Here is a 15,686-nt window from a genome sequence, read left to right as displayed (position 1 = left end):
AAAAAGGAAGGAAAGTATTAATATCACGCATAAGAACGCCGGTTTGTTAGATGTGTTTGCTCGCACGAACATCATCAATCAAATCGGCGTTCTTGTTTCTGTGTTTCCCGGGATTCCGTGAAGAACCATTTTTTTGATCGTTCCCGCGCTCCCGCGTGGGAACGATCATTGCAACGCTTACTGGATGTCTTCCGGCTTGACGATCACCCAGTTCTTGTCCGCTGTCACCGGCAAACCTTCCTTGGCCTGGGCCGCCGCGTTCTTCGCCATCATGCCGTTGATCTGGGCCATGTACTTGTCCTTGCGGTTGACCCACAAGTGAATGCCACCCTTGCTCGTGTCGACGCCGTGGAACAGCATGTAGCCGTCACTGGTCGGTGTATCGCCGCCCACCAGCACCGGTTTTTTCCATTCGTCGATGTAGGTCAGGATGGCCGCCTGCTTGCCAGCCATCCAGGTAGCCGGGGTCCACAGGTAAGGGGTCAGTTCGAGGCCCAGGTTGGCCTTCTCGTCATACTTGCCGGCAGTGATTTGCTTGCGCGCCGTGGTCAGTTCGCCGCTCTTGCGGTCCTTGAGCATCATCGTCACGCCGATCACGTTTTGCGGCTTGACGTTGTAGCCGTACTTCGGATCGGAGGCCACCATGCGCACCAGCTCTTCCGAGGCGGCGGTCATGACGTACACCTCGATGCCGTTGTCCATCAGCTTGTTGTACAGCTCTTTCTGGCCGGTGAAGATTTTCGGCGGGTTGACCTCGATGGTCTTGACCACGTCGCCTTCATAGTAAGTACTCGGTACCGGCTTGCCGGACGCCATCAACTCATCGACGTAGCCCTTGAGTTCCTTGAGGGTGAAACCGGAGAACACCTGGGCGACCCACGGATAGCAGACCATGTCGTCGAGTTCGCACAGACGGTAGTAGTAGCTGAACAGGCTTTCCTTGTGGTCGGCCGTGTCCTTGAACGGGATCAGTTTCAGGGAGGGATCGAGGGATTCGCGGGTGATCAGGCCCTTGTTTTCCATGAACGGCAACAGCGACTCTTCAAGGTCGTAGCGGTAACTGGTGTTGTCCATGTCGAACACCGCGTAGTTACCCTTGTTGGCGTTGGCCGCGATCATCGCGTCCAGTTGCCTGGCCTGTGCCTCGGGCCAATGCTTGAGATCGGTGGCAGACACCTGGCCGGCAAGGCCCAGGCACATGGCGACGGCTAACAGGTTCGCGGCGACTTTCATGTGCATTTCTCCCTGAATGAAAGCCATCGACGCTAACAAATTAGTGTGACAGTGCTCGTCTGGGCGCGACCGCTTGCATGCTGATTCCGTCACCGGCATAACCCACAGCGTCACGCCCTTATTCCAAAAACGACAGTCGCCATGCGTTTTTGGTATTAATTCATTAGATTTCAAGCTGTTAGGCTTGCCGGTTCGCAATCGCCCCGCACTGCGATTGGCACAAGTCTTTTTGGAGTCTCAATGAATCTGCCGCTGATCCTCAATCTGCTGGTGTTCCTCGCCTTGCTGTTCGGCCTGGCACAAACCCGCCACACCACCTGGAGCCTGGCCAAGAAAGTCCTGCTCGCCCTGGTGATGGGCGTGGTGTTCGGGGTTGCCCTGCACACGATTTACGGTGCCGGCAACCCGGTACTCAAAGCCTCGATCGGCTGGTTCGATCTGGTGGGCAACGGTTACGTGCAGTTGCTGCAGATGATCGTGATTCCGTTGGTGTTTGCCTCGATCCTCAGTGCCGTAGCGCGCCTGCACAACGCGGCGTCGCTGGGCAAGATCAGCTTCCTGACCATCGGCACCCTGCTGTTCACCACCGCCATTGCAGCGTTGATCGGCATCGGCCTGACCAACCTGTTCGGCCTGACCGCCGAAGGCCTGGTGGCCGGCACTCAGGAAATGGCCCGCCTGCAAACCATCCAGACCGACTACGCGGGCAAGGTCGCGGACCTGAATATCCCGCAGTTGCTGCTGTCGTTCATTCCGCAGAACCCGTTCGCCGACCTGGCCCGGGCCAAGCCGACCTCGATCATCAGCGTGGTGATTTTCGCCGCCTTCCTGGGGGTTGCCGCGCTGCAACTGCTCAAGGATGACGTGGAAAAAGGTCAGAAAGTGATCAACGCCATCGACACCCTGCAAGCCTGGGTGATGCGCCTGGTTCGCCTGGTGATGAAGTTGACTCCTTACGGTGTGTTGGCGCTGATGACCAAGGTGGTCGCCGGTTCCAACCTGCAGGACATCATCAAACTGGGCAGCTTCGTGGTGGTGTCGTACCTCGGCCTGGGCCTGATGTTCGTGGTTCACGGGCTGTTGGTCGCGCTGGCCGGGATCAACCCACTGCGCTTCTTCCGCAAAGTCTGGCCGGTGCTGACCTTCGCCTTCACCAGCCGCTCCAGTGCGGCGAGCATCCCGCTGAGCATCGAGGCGCAAACCCGCCGCCTAGGCATTCCGCAGTCGATCGCCAGCTTCGCCGCTTCGTTTGGCGCAACCATCGGCCAGAACGGCTGTGCCGGCCTGTATCCGGCGATGTTGGCGGTGATGGTCGCGCCGACCGTGGGCATCAACCCGCTGGACCCACTGTGGATCGCGACCCTGGTAGCAATTGTGACCCTGAGTTCGGCCGGCGTTGCCGGTGTCGGGGGTGGCGCCACCTTCGCGGCGCTGATCGTGCTGCCGGCCATGGGCTTGCCGGTGTCACTGGTGGCGTTGCTGATCTCGGTCGAACCGCTGATCGACATGGGCCGTACGGCGCTGAACGTCAGTGGCTCGATGACCGCTGGCGCAATCACCAGCCAGATCATGCAGCAGACGGATAAAGAAGTGCTGCATGCGGATGAGCACGAGGAGCTGGCGCACGCTTGACGGGTAGAACAACCTTGTGGCGAGGGAGCTTGCTCCCGCTGGGTCGCGAAGCGGCCCCAACAAGGCTGATGCGGTCTTTCAGAAAGAACGCACCGCCTGGTGTTAGGGCTGCTGCGCAGCCCAGCGGGAGCAAGCTCCCTCGCCACGGTTTCTAAGCTTTTTCCCACACCTCGAAGCTGTACGCCGGTTTGTCGCCTTCAGCCGCATTCGGCGTGTCCGACACCAGTTTCCACTGCTTCACGTCAAACTCCGGAAACCACGCATCACCCTCGGGGCTCAATGCCACGCGGGTCAGGTACAACCGATCGGCTTGTGCCAAACCTTGCGCATACAACTGCGCACCGCCAATCAGCATCAGCTCATCGACGCCCTGCTCCAGCGCCCACGCGTGTGCCCGCTCCACGGCGGCTTCCAGCGACGGATAGACTTCCGCGCCTTCCAGGTGCAGGTCGACCTGGCGACTGACCACGATATTCAACCGGCCCGGCAGCGGACGACCGAGGGAATCCCAGGTCTTGCGCCCCATGATGATCGGCTTGCCCAGCGTGGTGGCCTTGAAGTATTTGAAATCCCCCGGCAAGTGCCAGGGCATGCTGTTGTCGACGCCGATCACACGGTTTTCACCGAGGGCTGCGATCAGGCTGAGGGGGAGTGTTTTTTTCATGGCGAGGAGGATACCAGAGCCTCGCTTTCCCCGATAAGCGCCACAGCGGTTATGCTCACCACTCACTTAAGCGACGGGATGACGCGTGACTGAACTGACACCCCTGCAAACACTCTGGCTGACGGAAGCCGTGCGCCTGCGCGAGGAGCACGCCGGTGCCCTGGAAGATACCGAAGCCAGCCGCCTGGCCCGCAACGCCGGTGGCGACCTGTCGACCCGCCTTGCGGCCCGGGCACTCTGGCTGGCCGAACGCGATGGCCTGACCGGTGCCCTGCATCACTGGCTGCAAGGGGCGCGGCTGGCGCTGATCGTGCTGGCCGCGCTGGCGGTCATCAGCGGTGCCGGCCTGGCGTTTGCCGCGCTGGGCGATGGCCAGTCTCCCGTCAACGTATTCTGGGCCCTGGGCAGTCTGCTCGGGCTGAACCTGATGCTGCTGTTGAGCTGGGCCTTCGGCCTGGTCCTGGCCGGTGACTACGGTGCCACCCTCGGACGCCTGTGGCTGTGGCTCAGCGAAAGGCTGGCCCGCGACGCCAAGACCGTACACCTGGCGCCCGCCCTGCTGCTGTTGCTGCAACGCCGCAAGCTCAATCGCTGGGTGCTCGGCATGCTGGTCAACGGCCTGTGGCTGGTGGCGATGCTCAGCGCCCTGGTCATCGTGCTGACGCTGATGGCAACCCGGCGCTACGGGTTCGTCTGGGAGACCACCATCCTCAGTGGCGAGACGTTCGTCGCCATGACCCAGGCCCTCGGCGCCCTGCCCGCGCTGCTGGGGTTCAGCGTACCGACCGTGGAGATGATCCGCGCCAGCGGCGATGCCGCCCTGAACATTGAAAGCGCCCGGCAAGCCTGGGCGGGCTGGCTGGTCGGCGTGGTGCTGGTGTACGGCGTGGTGCCGCGGCTGCTGCTGGCACTGTTCTGCCTGTGGCGCTGGACAAGCGCACGCGCAGGTCTGCACCTGGACCTGACCCTGCCCGGCTACGCGCAACTGCGCGAACGCTTGATGCCCAGCAGCGAACGCCTTGGAGTCAACGATGCCGCCCCAGAACAGCTGCATCCGGTCAATGGTGGCGCCAGCGCCCTGGACAGTGACGGTGCATTGCTGGTCGCCATCGAACTGGACGACCAGCGTCCGTGGCCACCGCAACTGCCCGGCAACGTCAAAGACGCCGGCATTCTCGACAGCCGCGAGTCGCGACATAAGCTCCTGGAACAACTGACCCGCTTCCCACCGGCGCGCCTGGCCATTGCCTGCGACCCCCGGCGCTCGCCGGATCGTGGCAGCCTGGCGCTGATCGCCGAGCTTGCCCGTTGCGCCAGCGCCACCCGCGTCTGGTTGCTGCAAGCCCCGACGGGCCAGGCACTGGACGCCGAGCGCCTGGGTGACTGGCATGAAGCGCTGCAACAGCTGCAGTTGCCCGTCGCCGAGTGCGCGCCGATGAACTGGCTGGAGTCGGGTCATGACTGAGGCTAAAAACAGAGCCTTGAAGCTCGCCGTGGTTGGCCACACCAACGTCGGCAAAACCTCCTTGCTGCGTACCCTGACCCGGGATGTCGGGTTCGGTGAGGTGTCCCATCGCCCCAGCACCACCCGCCATGTCGAAGGTGCCCGGTTATCGGTGGATGGCGAGGCCTTGCTCGAACTCTATGACACACCGGGGCTGGAAGACGCCATCGCCCTGCTCGACTACCTGGAGCAGCTGGAGCGCCCCGGCGAACGCCTCGACGGTCCGGCGCGGCTGGCGCGGTTCCTGGAGGGCAGCGAGGCGCGACAACGCTTTGAACAGGAAGCCAAGGTCCTGCGCCAGTTGCTGGCCTCCGATGCCGGGCTGTATGTGATCGATGCCCGCGAGCCGGTGCTGGCCAAGTACCGTGACGAACTGGAGGTGCTGGCCAGCTGCGGCAAACCGCTGCTGCCGGTGCTGAACTTCGTCAGCAGCGCCAATCACCGCGAGCCGGACTGGCGCGAAGCGTTGGCCCGCCTGGGGTTGCATGCGCTGGTGCGCTTCGACAGCGTGGCACCGCCCGAGGATGGCGAGCGCCGGCTGTATGAAAGCCTGGCCTTGCTGCTGGAAAACGCTCGCGGCCAGCTTGAGCGTCTGATCGCCGACCAGCAGGCACAACGTGAAGTCCGCCGGCACAGTGCGGCACGCTTGATCGCCGAACTGCTGATCGACTGCGCGGCCTGCCGGCGCAGCGTGGCCAGTGAGGCCGAACAAGAACAACAGGCCATCAGCGAACTGCGCAAAGCCGTGCGTCAGCGCGAACAACGCTGCGTCGAGGCGCTGCTCAAACTCTATGCCTTTCGCCCACAGGACGCCGCCGCCAGCGATTTACCCCTGCTGGATGGCCGCTGGGGCGATGACCTGTTCAACCCCGAAACCCTCAAGCAACTGGGGGTGCGGGTCGGCGGCGGGATCGCGGCGGGAGCGGCGGCCGGGGCCGGTGTGGACTTGCTGGTCGGCGGCCTGACCCTCGGCGCAGCGGCATTGGCCGGTGCGATTGCCGGCGGCGCCCTGCAAACCGCGCGCAGTTATGGCAGTCGTTTGCTGGGCAAGATCAAAGGGCAACGTGAGTTGACCGTCGATGACAGCGTGCTGCGCCTGCTGGCGTTGCGTCAGCGGCAATTGCTGCAGGCGCTGAACCGGCGTGGACATGCGGCGATGGACAGCATCAAGGTGGATACGCCGCAGGATAAAAGCTGGCGCGAAGGCAAGTTGCCAGAAGCGCTGACGAAGGCGCGGGCCCATCCGCAATGGTCGTCGCTCAATCCCCATGCAAAGTTGAGCCAGGCGGAACGCCAGGAGCAGATCGAGGTGTTGGCGCAGAAGGTGATCGAGGCTTGAGTCTCGAGCACCTGTGCCGACCTCTTTGCGGGCAAGCCCGCTCCCACAGGGAATCTCGAGCACGCACACCATCACTGTGGGAAAAAGCCGGGCGCTACACGGCCAATAGGCGCAATGCCTTCGCCTTCAACACGGCCAGATCCATCACGGGAACCGCCATTTCCTTCGCCTGTTCATCCCACTGACGCATGCGCAAACTGACGGCGCACAGTGGGTCTTGCTTGAACGCTTCGGCTTCGGCGGGCGTCATCACCCCACCCTGATACTCCAGCGTACGACGGCTGGCTTCGCTCAGGCGCTCGTAGTACCCCGGCTCGGTCAGCGTCAGGTAGCGCTTGGCCTGGACGTGATACTCGACCAGTCGCGCCATGCGCTCGCCAAAACCCAGGCAACGCAGGTAGTCGGCGCCGAGGCGTTCATGGCTGACCACCCCGAAGCCCCCCATGTTCTCCGCATTCTCGGCGCAGAGGTGCCCGATGTCGTGGAAGAACGCCGCCAGTATCACTTCATCGTCGAACCCCTCGGCCATGGCCAGCTCCGCCGCCTGGGACATGTGCTCGATCTGTGACACTGGCTCGCCGATGTAGTCACTGGCACCCAAGCGCTCGTACAAGCCGAACACCTCGGCAATCACCTGCTCATTGCGGCCCATCAGTGCTCCCCCAATAGCGTTCCGAGATTACGTTCGGCCATTGCCGGCCCGACACTCATGCCCACGCCGGTGTGCATCAATGCCGCATGCACGCCGGGCGCCGCCTGCAAAAACGAAAAGGGTGCCGGCCCTTGAGCGCCATAGACGCCCTGCCAGCGTTCGACCACTTGCACTTTGCAACCCAGCGTCTGCTCGGCCAGCTCGATCATCCAGTCGTCCACTTGCTCGGCATTGAACGGTGACGGGTCGCTGCCGTAGTGGTGGGAATCGCCGATGATCAGTTCGCCATGGGGTGTCGGGCTGATCAACAGGTGAATACCCTGTTCATGCAGGTGGGGTGTTTCACGCAGGATCTGCGCCCGCACCGCCTGCGCTTGCGGCAAGTCGGCGAAGGCGCCGTAGTGCACGCAACTCAATCCGGTGAGCAAGGCGTGTTGCAGGTCAAGGTTGGCCTGCGGCCGGGCACGGAGCATCTGCAGGCGGCAGATTTGCGGCTTGAGCGCGGCGATCGAATCGGCCAGCAGGGTCTGATAGTCATGGCCGGAGCAGACGATGATCTGCTCGCCGGTGAAGCTGCCCGCCGTGCTGCGTACACGACCGGGTTCGACATCGCGCACCAGGGTCGAGAAGTGGAACGCCACGCCAAGGTCGCGACGCAGGTAGTCGATCAAGGCCGGGATCGCTTCGCGCGAGTACAGCTGCTGGTCATCCAGGCCATGCAAGGCTGCGCGGTGGTGACTGAACCGGCCGCCGTACAGGTTGCGCAGCGCGGTACCGCGCAGCAGTTCGACACGGTAACCGTGCTCGACGGCGCGCCCCTCACAGAATGCTTCCAGCAAGTGTTCCTCGGCTTCGGTTCGAGCGAACAGGTACGAACCGTTGCGCTTGAGCGGCAAACCGGCAAGCTGTGCCCATCGGCCCCAGATCTCGCGACTGGCCTTGGCCAGCTCGAGCATCTGGCCAGGCGGCTGGCCCGTGACCAGAGCCTGGCCAAAATTGCGCACCGAGGCGCCCAAAGGCGTGGCGCTGCGTTCGAAGACCCTGACCTTCAAACCGCGGCGGGCCGCCGCATAAGCATGAGACAGACCCAGGATTCCGGCGCCGACGATCAGAATGTCGCTGTGATTTTCCATGTTCATGTCCTGAAAAAGCTTGAGCACGACTGAGATCCCCCGTGGCGAGGGAGCTTGCTCCCGCTGGACTGCAAAGCAGTCCCAAAACCAGCTAACGAAGCCCTTCAGGAGGAATGCATTCATCGGTTTTGCGACCGCTGCGCGGCCGAGCGGGAGCAAGCTCCCTCGCCACAGGGATTTGCATCAGCTATTTGGCAGCGACTTTCTCGGACTTGCCGTCATAACGCTTGCGCCATTCGCTGAGGATCTCGTCACGATTTTTCGAGGCCCAGGCGAAGTCGTTCTTGATCAGGCGCTGCTCGTAGTCGGCCGGCAGTTCGGTCTGTGGCTTGGCGATACCCGGCTGCGCCAGCACCGCGAAGTTTTCCTTGTACAGCTCCATCGCGGCAGGGCTGGCGGAGAAGTCGGCGAGTTTCTTCGCCGCCTCTTCATGAGGGGTGCCCTTGATCACGGCGGTGGCCTCGATTTCCCAGCCCAGGCCTTCTTTCGGCAGGACGATGTCCAGTGGCGCGCCCTGACGCTTGAGCTGCACGGCCGGGTATTCAAAGGAAATACCGATCGGGAACTCACCCGCCGCGGCCAGCTTGCACGGCTTGGAGCCGGAGTGAACGTACTGGCCGATGTTCTGGTGCAGGTCGTCCATGTACTGCCAGCCCTGCTTCTCGCCGAAGGTTTGCAGCCAGGCGCTGACATCGAGGAAACCAGTGCCGGACGAAGCCGGGTTCGGCATGACGATCTTGCCTTTGTATTCCGGCTTGGTCAGGTCCTGCCAGCTCACCGGCTTGGTCAACCCTTGCTTCTCGGCCTCGACGGTATTGAAGCAAATGGTCGCGGCCCACACGTCCATCCCCACCCAGGCGGGCGGGTTGGCGGCATCGCGGTAGTTGCCGCCGATCTTGCCCAGGTCCTTCGGTGCGTAGCTTTGCAGCATGCCCTGCTGGTCAAGGATCGCCAGGCTCGACGCCGCCAGGCCCCAGACCGCGTCGGCCTGCGGACGGGCTTTTTCGGCCAGCAGCTTGGCCGTGATGATGCCGGTGGAATCGCGCACCCACTTGATCTCGACGTCCGGATTGGCCGCCTCGAACGCCTGCTTGTAGGTTTTCAGCTGCTCGGCCTCCAGGGCGGTGTACACCGTCAGTTCGGTTTTCGCGGCGAAGGCGTTCATGCTGAAAGCAGTGAGGACAGCAGCGGCTAGAGCCAAGGGCTTGAACATGGTGCGGTTCCTTTCAAGTGCGGATCAGAAGGGTTGTTTGGTGTGAGGGCTATCAGTTGCCGGGCGCGGTCTGCCGCCAGGCCTGGGAGCGACGCAGCAAGCCGCGCGAAGCCCAGGCCAGGAGCAAGGAAACACCCGCCGAGGTGAACAGGATCAGGGTCGACATCGCGGCTGCGCCGCCAACGTTGCCGGCATCATCCATGTTCAGCACCGCCACCGCCGCCAGGATGGTGTCGGGGCTGTAGAGGAAGATCGCCGCCGAGACGGTGGTCATGGCCGAGACGAACAGGTAGCGCACGATGTCCAGCAGCGCCGGCAGGCAGATCGGCACCGTGACGCGCAGGTAGTGGCGGTACAGCGGCGCCTTGAGCGACAGCGCGGCGGCCTCGAACTCCGCGTCGAGTTGGCGTAGCGCGGTGGTCGCGGTCATTTGCGCGGTGGTCAGGTAGTGGGCAATGGTGCATACCACCAGCAAGGTCATGGTTCCGTAGAGCACGTGCAGCGGGTTGCCGCTGAGGTTGAAAAAGAACACGTAGCCCAGGCCCAGGACCAGGCCGGGCACCGCCATCGGGACGAAGCTGAGCATGCGCAGCGCCAGGTTCAGGCCGCGCTGGCCACGGGTTTTTTCCATCAGGTAGGCGCCGGTGAAGATCAACACGCTGCCGATCAACGCCGTGCACAGGGCCATCTTCACGCTGTTGCCGTAGGCCAGCCAGCCGCCGCCGGCAGTGTCGCCGAACTGGTAGTGCTTGAACGACAGCGACAGGTTGTACGGCCAGAATTTCACCAGCGACGAGTACACCGCCATGCCGAACACCAACAGCAGCGCGGCACAGACCAGCAGCACGATGGCCAGGTAGCAGCCGTCCCGCAGGCGTGACGGTGCCGGTTGGAAGACTTGCGCCCGGCCGCTCATGGAATCGCCATGGCGACGGCGTAACCAGGCGTCAACCGCGAAGCTGAGCAGTGCTGGCAACAGCAGCACCATGCCGATCAAGGCTCCGCGCCCGAATTGTTGCTGGCCGACCACGGCCTTGTAGGCTTCCAGTGCCAACACTTGATAGTCGCCACCGACCACCACCGGCACCCCGAAATCGGTGATGGTCAGGGTGAACACCAGGCAGAACGCAGCGAACACCGCTTGCCGGGTCGCCGGCCAGGTGATGCTGCGAAACGCCTTGGCCGGACTGGCACCCATGCTCGAGGCGGCATCGAACAGGCGCGCATCGGCCAGGGACAATGCCGACAGCAGGATCATCAAGGCGTGGGGAAAGGTGTAGATCACTTCACCCAGGACGATGCCCCAGAAGCCGTAGATGTTTTCTGACAGCAGTCCGCGCAACAAGCCCTGGTTGCCGAACAGATAGACCAGTGCGATACCGGGCAGCATCGACGGCGCCATCAGTGGCAGCAGCGACAGGCCCCGCCAGATCGCCTTGCCGGGAATCAGCGTGCGTTGCAGGGCGTAGGCAAACAGGTAGGCCAGCGGCACGACGATGGCCGCCACGCTGAGGGACACTTTCAGACTGTTGCCCAGCAACCAGTGAAAATTGGCGCTGGTCAGCAGTTCGCGGGCGGCCACCAGGCCACCGCCCTGCCCGGCGTCGTTGCTGAAACCGCGCCAGAAGATGGCCAGCAGCGGCATCAGTACCGCGACGCTGAGCAGGCACAGCAGCAACAGCTTGCCACCGACCACGAACACCCGGTCACCGATCTCGGCGCGGGAGCTCTGCCGAACCTGCTTGCGCGGTATCGGCAGGGCAATCTGCGCGCTCATCAGGCAAACACCTGCAGGCTGCGCGGCGGCAGGGCGACCATGATGTCCTGCGCGCCGAGGCGCGGCATGGCTTCGGGCGCCAACTCGGCCAGCAGCGCATGGCCGGGCAGATGATTGAGTTCGAAACTCATCCGGCAGCGATTGCCCAGGAAGGTGATCTCGCGAACCCTGGCCGGGAACAGATTTTCCTCATGCACCAACGGGTTGATGCTGATGGCTTCCGGGCGGCAGAACAGCCGTCCCGACGCGGCCTTGCTGACGTTGTCGGCCAGGCGCACGTTCATCCCGCCGACCTGCGCATGGCTGTCGCTGTTTCGCTGGAACGGCAACCAGTTGCCCTGCCCGACGAACTCGGCCACGAAAGGAGTGGCAGGACGGTTGTAGATTTCCTGGGGGGTGGCGTACTGCTCGACCTTGCCGTTGTTCATCACGGCAATGCGGTCGGCCATCAGCATGGCCTCGTCCTGGTTATGGGTAACCATCAGGGTGGTGATGCCGAGGTTGCGCTGCAACTGGCGTAACTCGGTGCACAGGTGCTCGCGCACCCGCGCATCGAGCGCCGACATCGGCTCGTCCAGCAGCAACAACGATGGCGCCGGTGCCAGGGCGCGAGCCAGTGCCACGCGCTGCTGCTGACCACCGGACAATTGGCCGGGGTATTTTTTCTCGCTGCCGATCAGGCCCACCAGCTCCAGCATCTGCGCCACCCGCTTGCGCACTTCCTCACGGCCGCTGCCGGCCAGGCCGTAGGCAATGTTGGCTTCGACAGTCAAGTTGGGAAACAACGCGTAGGACTGGAACAGAATCCCGTAGTCCCGAGCCTGGGGTGCCAGCAAGGACACGTCGCGCTCACCGAGGTACAACTGGCCATGATCCTGGCGCTCCAGGCCGGCGATGCAGCGCAGCAAGGTGGTCTTGCCGCAACCCGACGGCCCGAGCAGGCACACCAGCTCACCGGCCTGGACATCCAGCGAAACGTTATCCAGCGCGGTGAAAGCGCCGAAACGCTTTTCAATGCCGCGCACCTTCATCGGGATGCCGGGGACAGCCTGGGCAATTGCGTTCGAGTGGTTCATGGACGGACCTCATCAAGCAGATGACGGCCATCCTAGGGAGCGAATGCGTAGTTCATGTGGCAGCGAGGCAAAAACTGCCGATAGTGGTATTCGGGGATTTGGGTTACTGGAGACTTCAGGATCTTCCGGCGGGCACATTGTGGCGAGGGAGCTTGCTCCCGCTGGACCGCACCGCGGTCCCAAAATCAGCAGCAGAGTTCTGTCAGGTAAAACTCATTCGCTGGCTTTACGACTGTTGCGCCCGAGCGCGGACTGGCCGACGGGAGCAAGCGCTCTCGCCACAAGGTGGGAACGATCATCAGGCCGGCGCCATTTCCTGCGCCAACCCCAGGAACGCAGCGGGCAAGCGGGCATTCTTGCGCTCTTTGAGGCAGTACAGGTATTCCGGGATCTGCGGCGCGTTTTCGATGGTCAGCACCCGCAATTGCGGGTCATGTGGCACTTCCTGGCGGGCGATGATGCTGATGCCGATGTTGCGCAGTACCGCTTCACGGATCGATTCACGGCTGCCGATTTCCAGCAACGGGCCGAAACTCACCCCGGCGCTGGCGAGTAGTTCCTCGGTCAGGCGCCGGGTGGTCGAACCGGTTTCGCGCATCAACAGGGTGTGACCGACCAGCGCACTCAACGGGACATGATCATGGCCCGCCAACGGGTGGTTGCGATGCACCGCCAGCACTAAGGGATCGGTGCCGAGTACCCGGCGGATCAACCGCGGGTCTTCGAGCAATTGCGAGGAGGCCGCGAGGTCGACCCGATAGTCCTCGAGGGCTTCCAGTACCTGCTGGGAGTTGCCGATTTCCATCGAGACCTCCACCTGCGGCAAGCGCTCGCGGAACGTCTTCACCAGGTCGAGGATGTAATACGGCGCGGTGGCGGCGATGCGCAGGGCGCCCTGGACCTGGCCGCTGTTGCGCAGGAAAAACTCGATGTCCGCTTCCTGCTGCAACAGGGCCTTGACCATCGGCAGCAGGCGCGAGCCTTCGTCACTGACTGTCAGCCGGCGACCACCACGGTAGAACAGCTCCACCGAATACTGGCTTTCCAGATGGCGGATCTGGGTGGTGACCGTCGGTTGGCTCAGGCCGAGCTTTTTCGCCGCCAGGGTAATACTGCCCAGACGCGCGACCATGTAAAACGCCTTCAGCTCGGCACTCAGCACATCACCCTCTCTTCATTTACTTGCGCAGCAGGCGCAGGCCATTGAACACCACCAACAAGGCCACGCCCATGTCGGCAAACACCGCCATCCACATGGTGGCGAGGCCGAAGAAGGTTACCCCAAGAAAGACCGCCTTGATGATCAGGGCCAACGCGATATTTTGCGTGAGGATGCTCGAGGTCTGGCGCGACAGCCGGATAAACGCCGGAATCTTGCGCAGATCGTCGTCCATCAAGGCCACGTCGGCGGTTTCAATCGCGGTATCGGTGCCGGCCGCGGCCATGGCAAACCCGATCTCGGCCCGGGCCAGCGCCGGTGCATCGTTGATACCGTCCCCGACCATGCCGACACGATGTCCCTGGGCGTACAAGGCTTCGATGGCCTTGAGCTTATCGGTCGGCAGCAAGTCGCCCTGTGCCTGGTCGATGCCCACCTGAGCCGCAATCGCCTGTGCGGTGTGCGGGTTGTCGCCGGTGAGCATCAGGGTTTTCACCCCCAGCGCATGGAGCTGCCGGATCGCTTCGCGGCTGGTGTCCTTGACCGTATCGGCCACGGCGAACAACGCCAGCGGGCCAGAGGTGTCGAGCAACAGCACCACGGTCTTGCCCTGCTTTTCCAGGGCGAAGAGTTTTTCTTCCAGGGCTGGCGAGCACAGGCCCAATTCCTCCACCAGACGGTGGTTGCCCAGGTGGTAGAGCTGGCCGTCGATTTCGCCACGCACACCCCGCCCGGTCAGTGCCTCGAAGTTATCCACAGTGCGCAGGGGGAGCTGCTTATCCACAGCCGCATTGGCAATGGCCAGCGATACCGGGTGGTCGGAACGCCCAGCCAGGCTGGCGGCTAACACCTGAGCGGTGCCATCGATCGTGGGATCCAGAGACAGGTAATCGGTCTGCACCGGCTTGCCGTGAGTCAGGGTGCCGGTTTTGTCCAGCGCCAGGTAATCCAGCTTGTAGCCGCCCTCCAGGTACACACCGCCCTTGATCAGGATGCCTTTGCGCGCCGCGGCCGCCAGGCCGCTGACGATGGTCACCGGGGTGGAAATCACCAGTGCACAAGGGCACGCGACCACCAGCAACACCAACGCGCGGTAGATCCATTCAAACCACGCCGCCCCCATGAACAACGGCGGGATCAGCGCCACCCCGAGGGCGAAGACGAACACCACTGGCGTGTAGATTTTCGAGAAGCTGTCGACGAAACGCTGGGTCGGCGCCCGCGCGCCTTGGGCCTCTTCCACGGCATGAATGATCCGCGCCAGGGTCGAGTTGTTGGCGGCGGCGGTGACGGTGAATTCCAGGGAGCCGGACTGGTTGATGGTGCCGGCGAAGACCTTGTCGCCGACGGTTTTTTCGACGGGCAGGCTTTCACCGGTGATCGGCGCCTGGTCGATCGTCGAGCTACCGGACGTGACTTCGCCGTCCAGGCCAATGCGCTCGCCGGGACGCACCCTCACCAGTGCACCCAAATCGACCTGCTTGGCTTCGCGTTCGACCCAGCTGCCGTCTTCCTGCCGCACAGTGACCTTTTCCGGGGTCATCTGCATCAGCCCGCTGATAGCATTACGCGCACGGTCGAGGGATTTGGCCTCGATCAACTCAGCCACGGTGAACAGGAACATCACCATCGCCGCTTCCGGCCACTGACCGATCAGCACGGCACCGGTCACCGCGATACTCATCAACGCGTTGATGTTCAGGTTGAGGTTCTTCAGGGCAATCCAGCCCTTTTTATAGGTACCCAGACCACCGCAGAGGATCGACACCAGCGCGACAATCGCCACCACCCAGGTCGGCGCGGCGCTGGTGAAGTGAATCACTTCAGCGGCCAGGGCACCGACGCCCGACACCGCCAGCGGCCACCAGTGCTTTTTCACCGGGGCCGGACGGTTGTCATCGGCATCCGCGCCCTCCTCGATCGGCTCGGCCACCATGCCGATGGCCTTGATGGCGTCGATGATCGGTTTCGTACCCGGCAGGTCATGGGTCACGCCCAGCACGCGGTTGATCAGGTTGAATTCCAGTTGCTGCACACCTTCGAGCTTGCCCAGCTTGTTCTGGATCAGCGTCTGCTCGGTTGGGCAGTCCATGGCCTCGATGCGGAAACGACTCAGGCGCGCGCCGTCAGTCGGCGCCTCACCGATTTTCACCACCGCAGGTGCCGCTGTACTAGAACAGCAGGAACCACCATGGCTGGCGTGATCGTGTTTTTTCACAGGCTGAAGTTTTGCCCCGTGGCTGTGCTCGTGCTCAGCGCCGGGTTTGTGGGTGTGCAGGGAATCGCTCATAAGGTCGCGTCCAT

General features: G+C 63.1%; 12 protein-coding genes. 3 read left to right on the top strand and 9 right to left on the bottom strand.

Annotated features, from left to right (window positions below; translation table 11 throughout):
- Positions 1 to 177: 177 nt before the first annotated feature.
- The gene (locus CKW25_RS25270) at positions 178 to 1,233 is read right to left on the bottom strand and encodes a phosphorylcholine phosphatase (RefSeq protein WP_095083647.1); all 1,056 of its coding nucleotides are present in this window, start codon (positions 1,231 to 1,233) and stop codon (positions 178 to 180) included.
- A gap of 240 nt (positions 1,234 to 1,473) precedes the next feature.
- Between CKW25_RS25270 and CKW25_RS25265 the strand changes: the two genes are divergently transcribed.
- Entirely contained in the window at positions 1,474 to 2,865 is a 1,392-nt protein-coding gene (locus CKW25_RS25265; protein ID WP_095083645.1) for an L-cystine transporter, read from the top strand.
- Between the two features lie 151 nt (positions 2,866 to 3,016).
- On the opposite strand, the gene CKW25_RS25260 is transcribed toward CKW25_RS25265, so the two are convergent.
- Complete coding sequence (locus tag CKW25_RS25260; RefSeq protein ID WP_095083642.1) at positions 3,017 to 3,529, bottom strand: dihydrofolate reductase; 513 nt, start codon at positions 3,527 to 3,529, stop codon at positions 3,017 to 3,019.
- 85 nt (positions 3,530 to 3,614) lie between these two features.
- Here CKW25_RS25260 and CKW25_RS25255 point away from each other — a divergent pair, with 85 nt between their 5' ends.
- Positions 3,615 to 4,994, top strand: coding sequence for a DUF2868 domain-containing protein (locus CKW25_RS25255; protein WP_095083639.1), 1,380 nt, complete (start codon positions 3,615 to 3,617; stop codon positions 4,992 to 4,994).
- Positions 4,987 to 6,372, top strand: a complete 1,386-nt coding sequence (locus tag CKW25_RS25250; RefSeq protein WP_095083637.1) for a GTPase/DUF3482 domain-containing protein — start codon at positions 4,987 to 4,989, stop codon at positions 6,370 to 6,372. Before CKW25_RS25255 ends, CKW25_RS25250 begins: the two co-directional genes overlap by 8 nt.
- Before the next feature lie 94 nt (positions 6,373 to 6,466).
- On the opposite strand, the gene CKW25_RS25245 is transcribed toward CKW25_RS25250, so the two are convergent.
- The 7 genes from CKW25_RS25245 to CKW25_RS25215 form a co-directional block, all read right to left on the bottom strand.
- Positions 6,467 to 7,024, bottom strand: coding sequence for a phosphonate degradation HD-domain oxygenase (locus CKW25_RS25245; protein ID WP_095083635.1), 558 nt, complete (start codon positions 7,022 to 7,024; stop codon positions 6,467 to 6,469).
- Entirely contained in the window at positions 7,024 to 8,280 is a 1,257-nt protein-coding gene (locus CKW25_RS25240; protein WP_143497482.1) for a TIGR03364 family FAD-dependent oxidoreductase, read from the bottom strand. Before CKW25_RS25240 ends, CKW25_RS25245 begins: the two co-directional genes overlap by 1 nt.
- A gap of 64 nt (positions 8,281 to 8,344) precedes the next feature.
- Positions 8,345 to 9,370, bottom strand: a complete 1,026-nt coding sequence (locus CKW25_RS25235; RefSeq protein WP_095083630.1) for a putative 2-aminoethylphosphonate ABC transporter substrate-binding protein — start codon at positions 9,368 to 9,370, stop codon at positions 8,345 to 8,347.
- 52 nt (positions 9,371 to 9,422) lie between these two features.
- Positions 9,423 to 11,147 (bottom strand): putative 2-aminoethylphosphonate ABC transporter permease subunit, encoded by a 1,725-nt coding sequence (locus CKW25_RS25230; RefSeq protein WP_095083627.1) that lies wholly within the window; start codon positions 11,145 to 11,147, stop codon positions 9,423 to 9,425.
- Entirely contained in the window at positions 11,147 to 12,223 is a 1,077-nt protein-coding gene (locus CKW25_RS25225) for a putative 2-aminoethylphosphonate ABC transporter ATP-binding protein (RefSeq protein ID WP_095083625.1), read from the bottom strand. The genes CKW25_RS25230 and CKW25_RS25225 overlap by 1 nt, the downstream gene beginning before the upstream one ends.
- Before the next feature lie 298 nt (positions 12,224 to 12,521).
- Positions 12,522 to 13,385 carry a LysR family transcriptional regulator gene (locus CKW25_RS25220; RefSeq protein WP_095083623.1) on the bottom strand — a complete coding sequence of 288 codons (864 nt, stop codon included), beginning with the start codon at positions 13,383 to 13,385 and terminating at the stop codon, positions 12,522 to 12,524.
- 16 nt (positions 13,386 to 13,401) lie between these two features.
- The gene (locus CKW25_RS25215; protein WP_095083620.1) at positions 13,402 to 15,672 is read right to left on the bottom strand and encodes a heavy metal translocating P-type ATPase; all 2,271 of its coding nucleotides are present in this window, start codon (positions 15,670 to 15,672) and stop codon (positions 13,402 to 13,404) included.
- Positions 15,673 to 15,686: the final 14 nt, after the last annotated feature.

It is taken from the genome of Pseudomonas sp. Irchel s3h17 (genome assembly GCF_900187505.1).
In the GTDB taxonomy this organism is placed as follows: Bacteria; Pseudomonadota; Gammaproteobacteria; order Pseudomonadales; family Pseudomonadaceae; genus Aquipseudomonas.
This window is presented reverse-complemented; position numbering and strand designations above follow the sequence as displayed.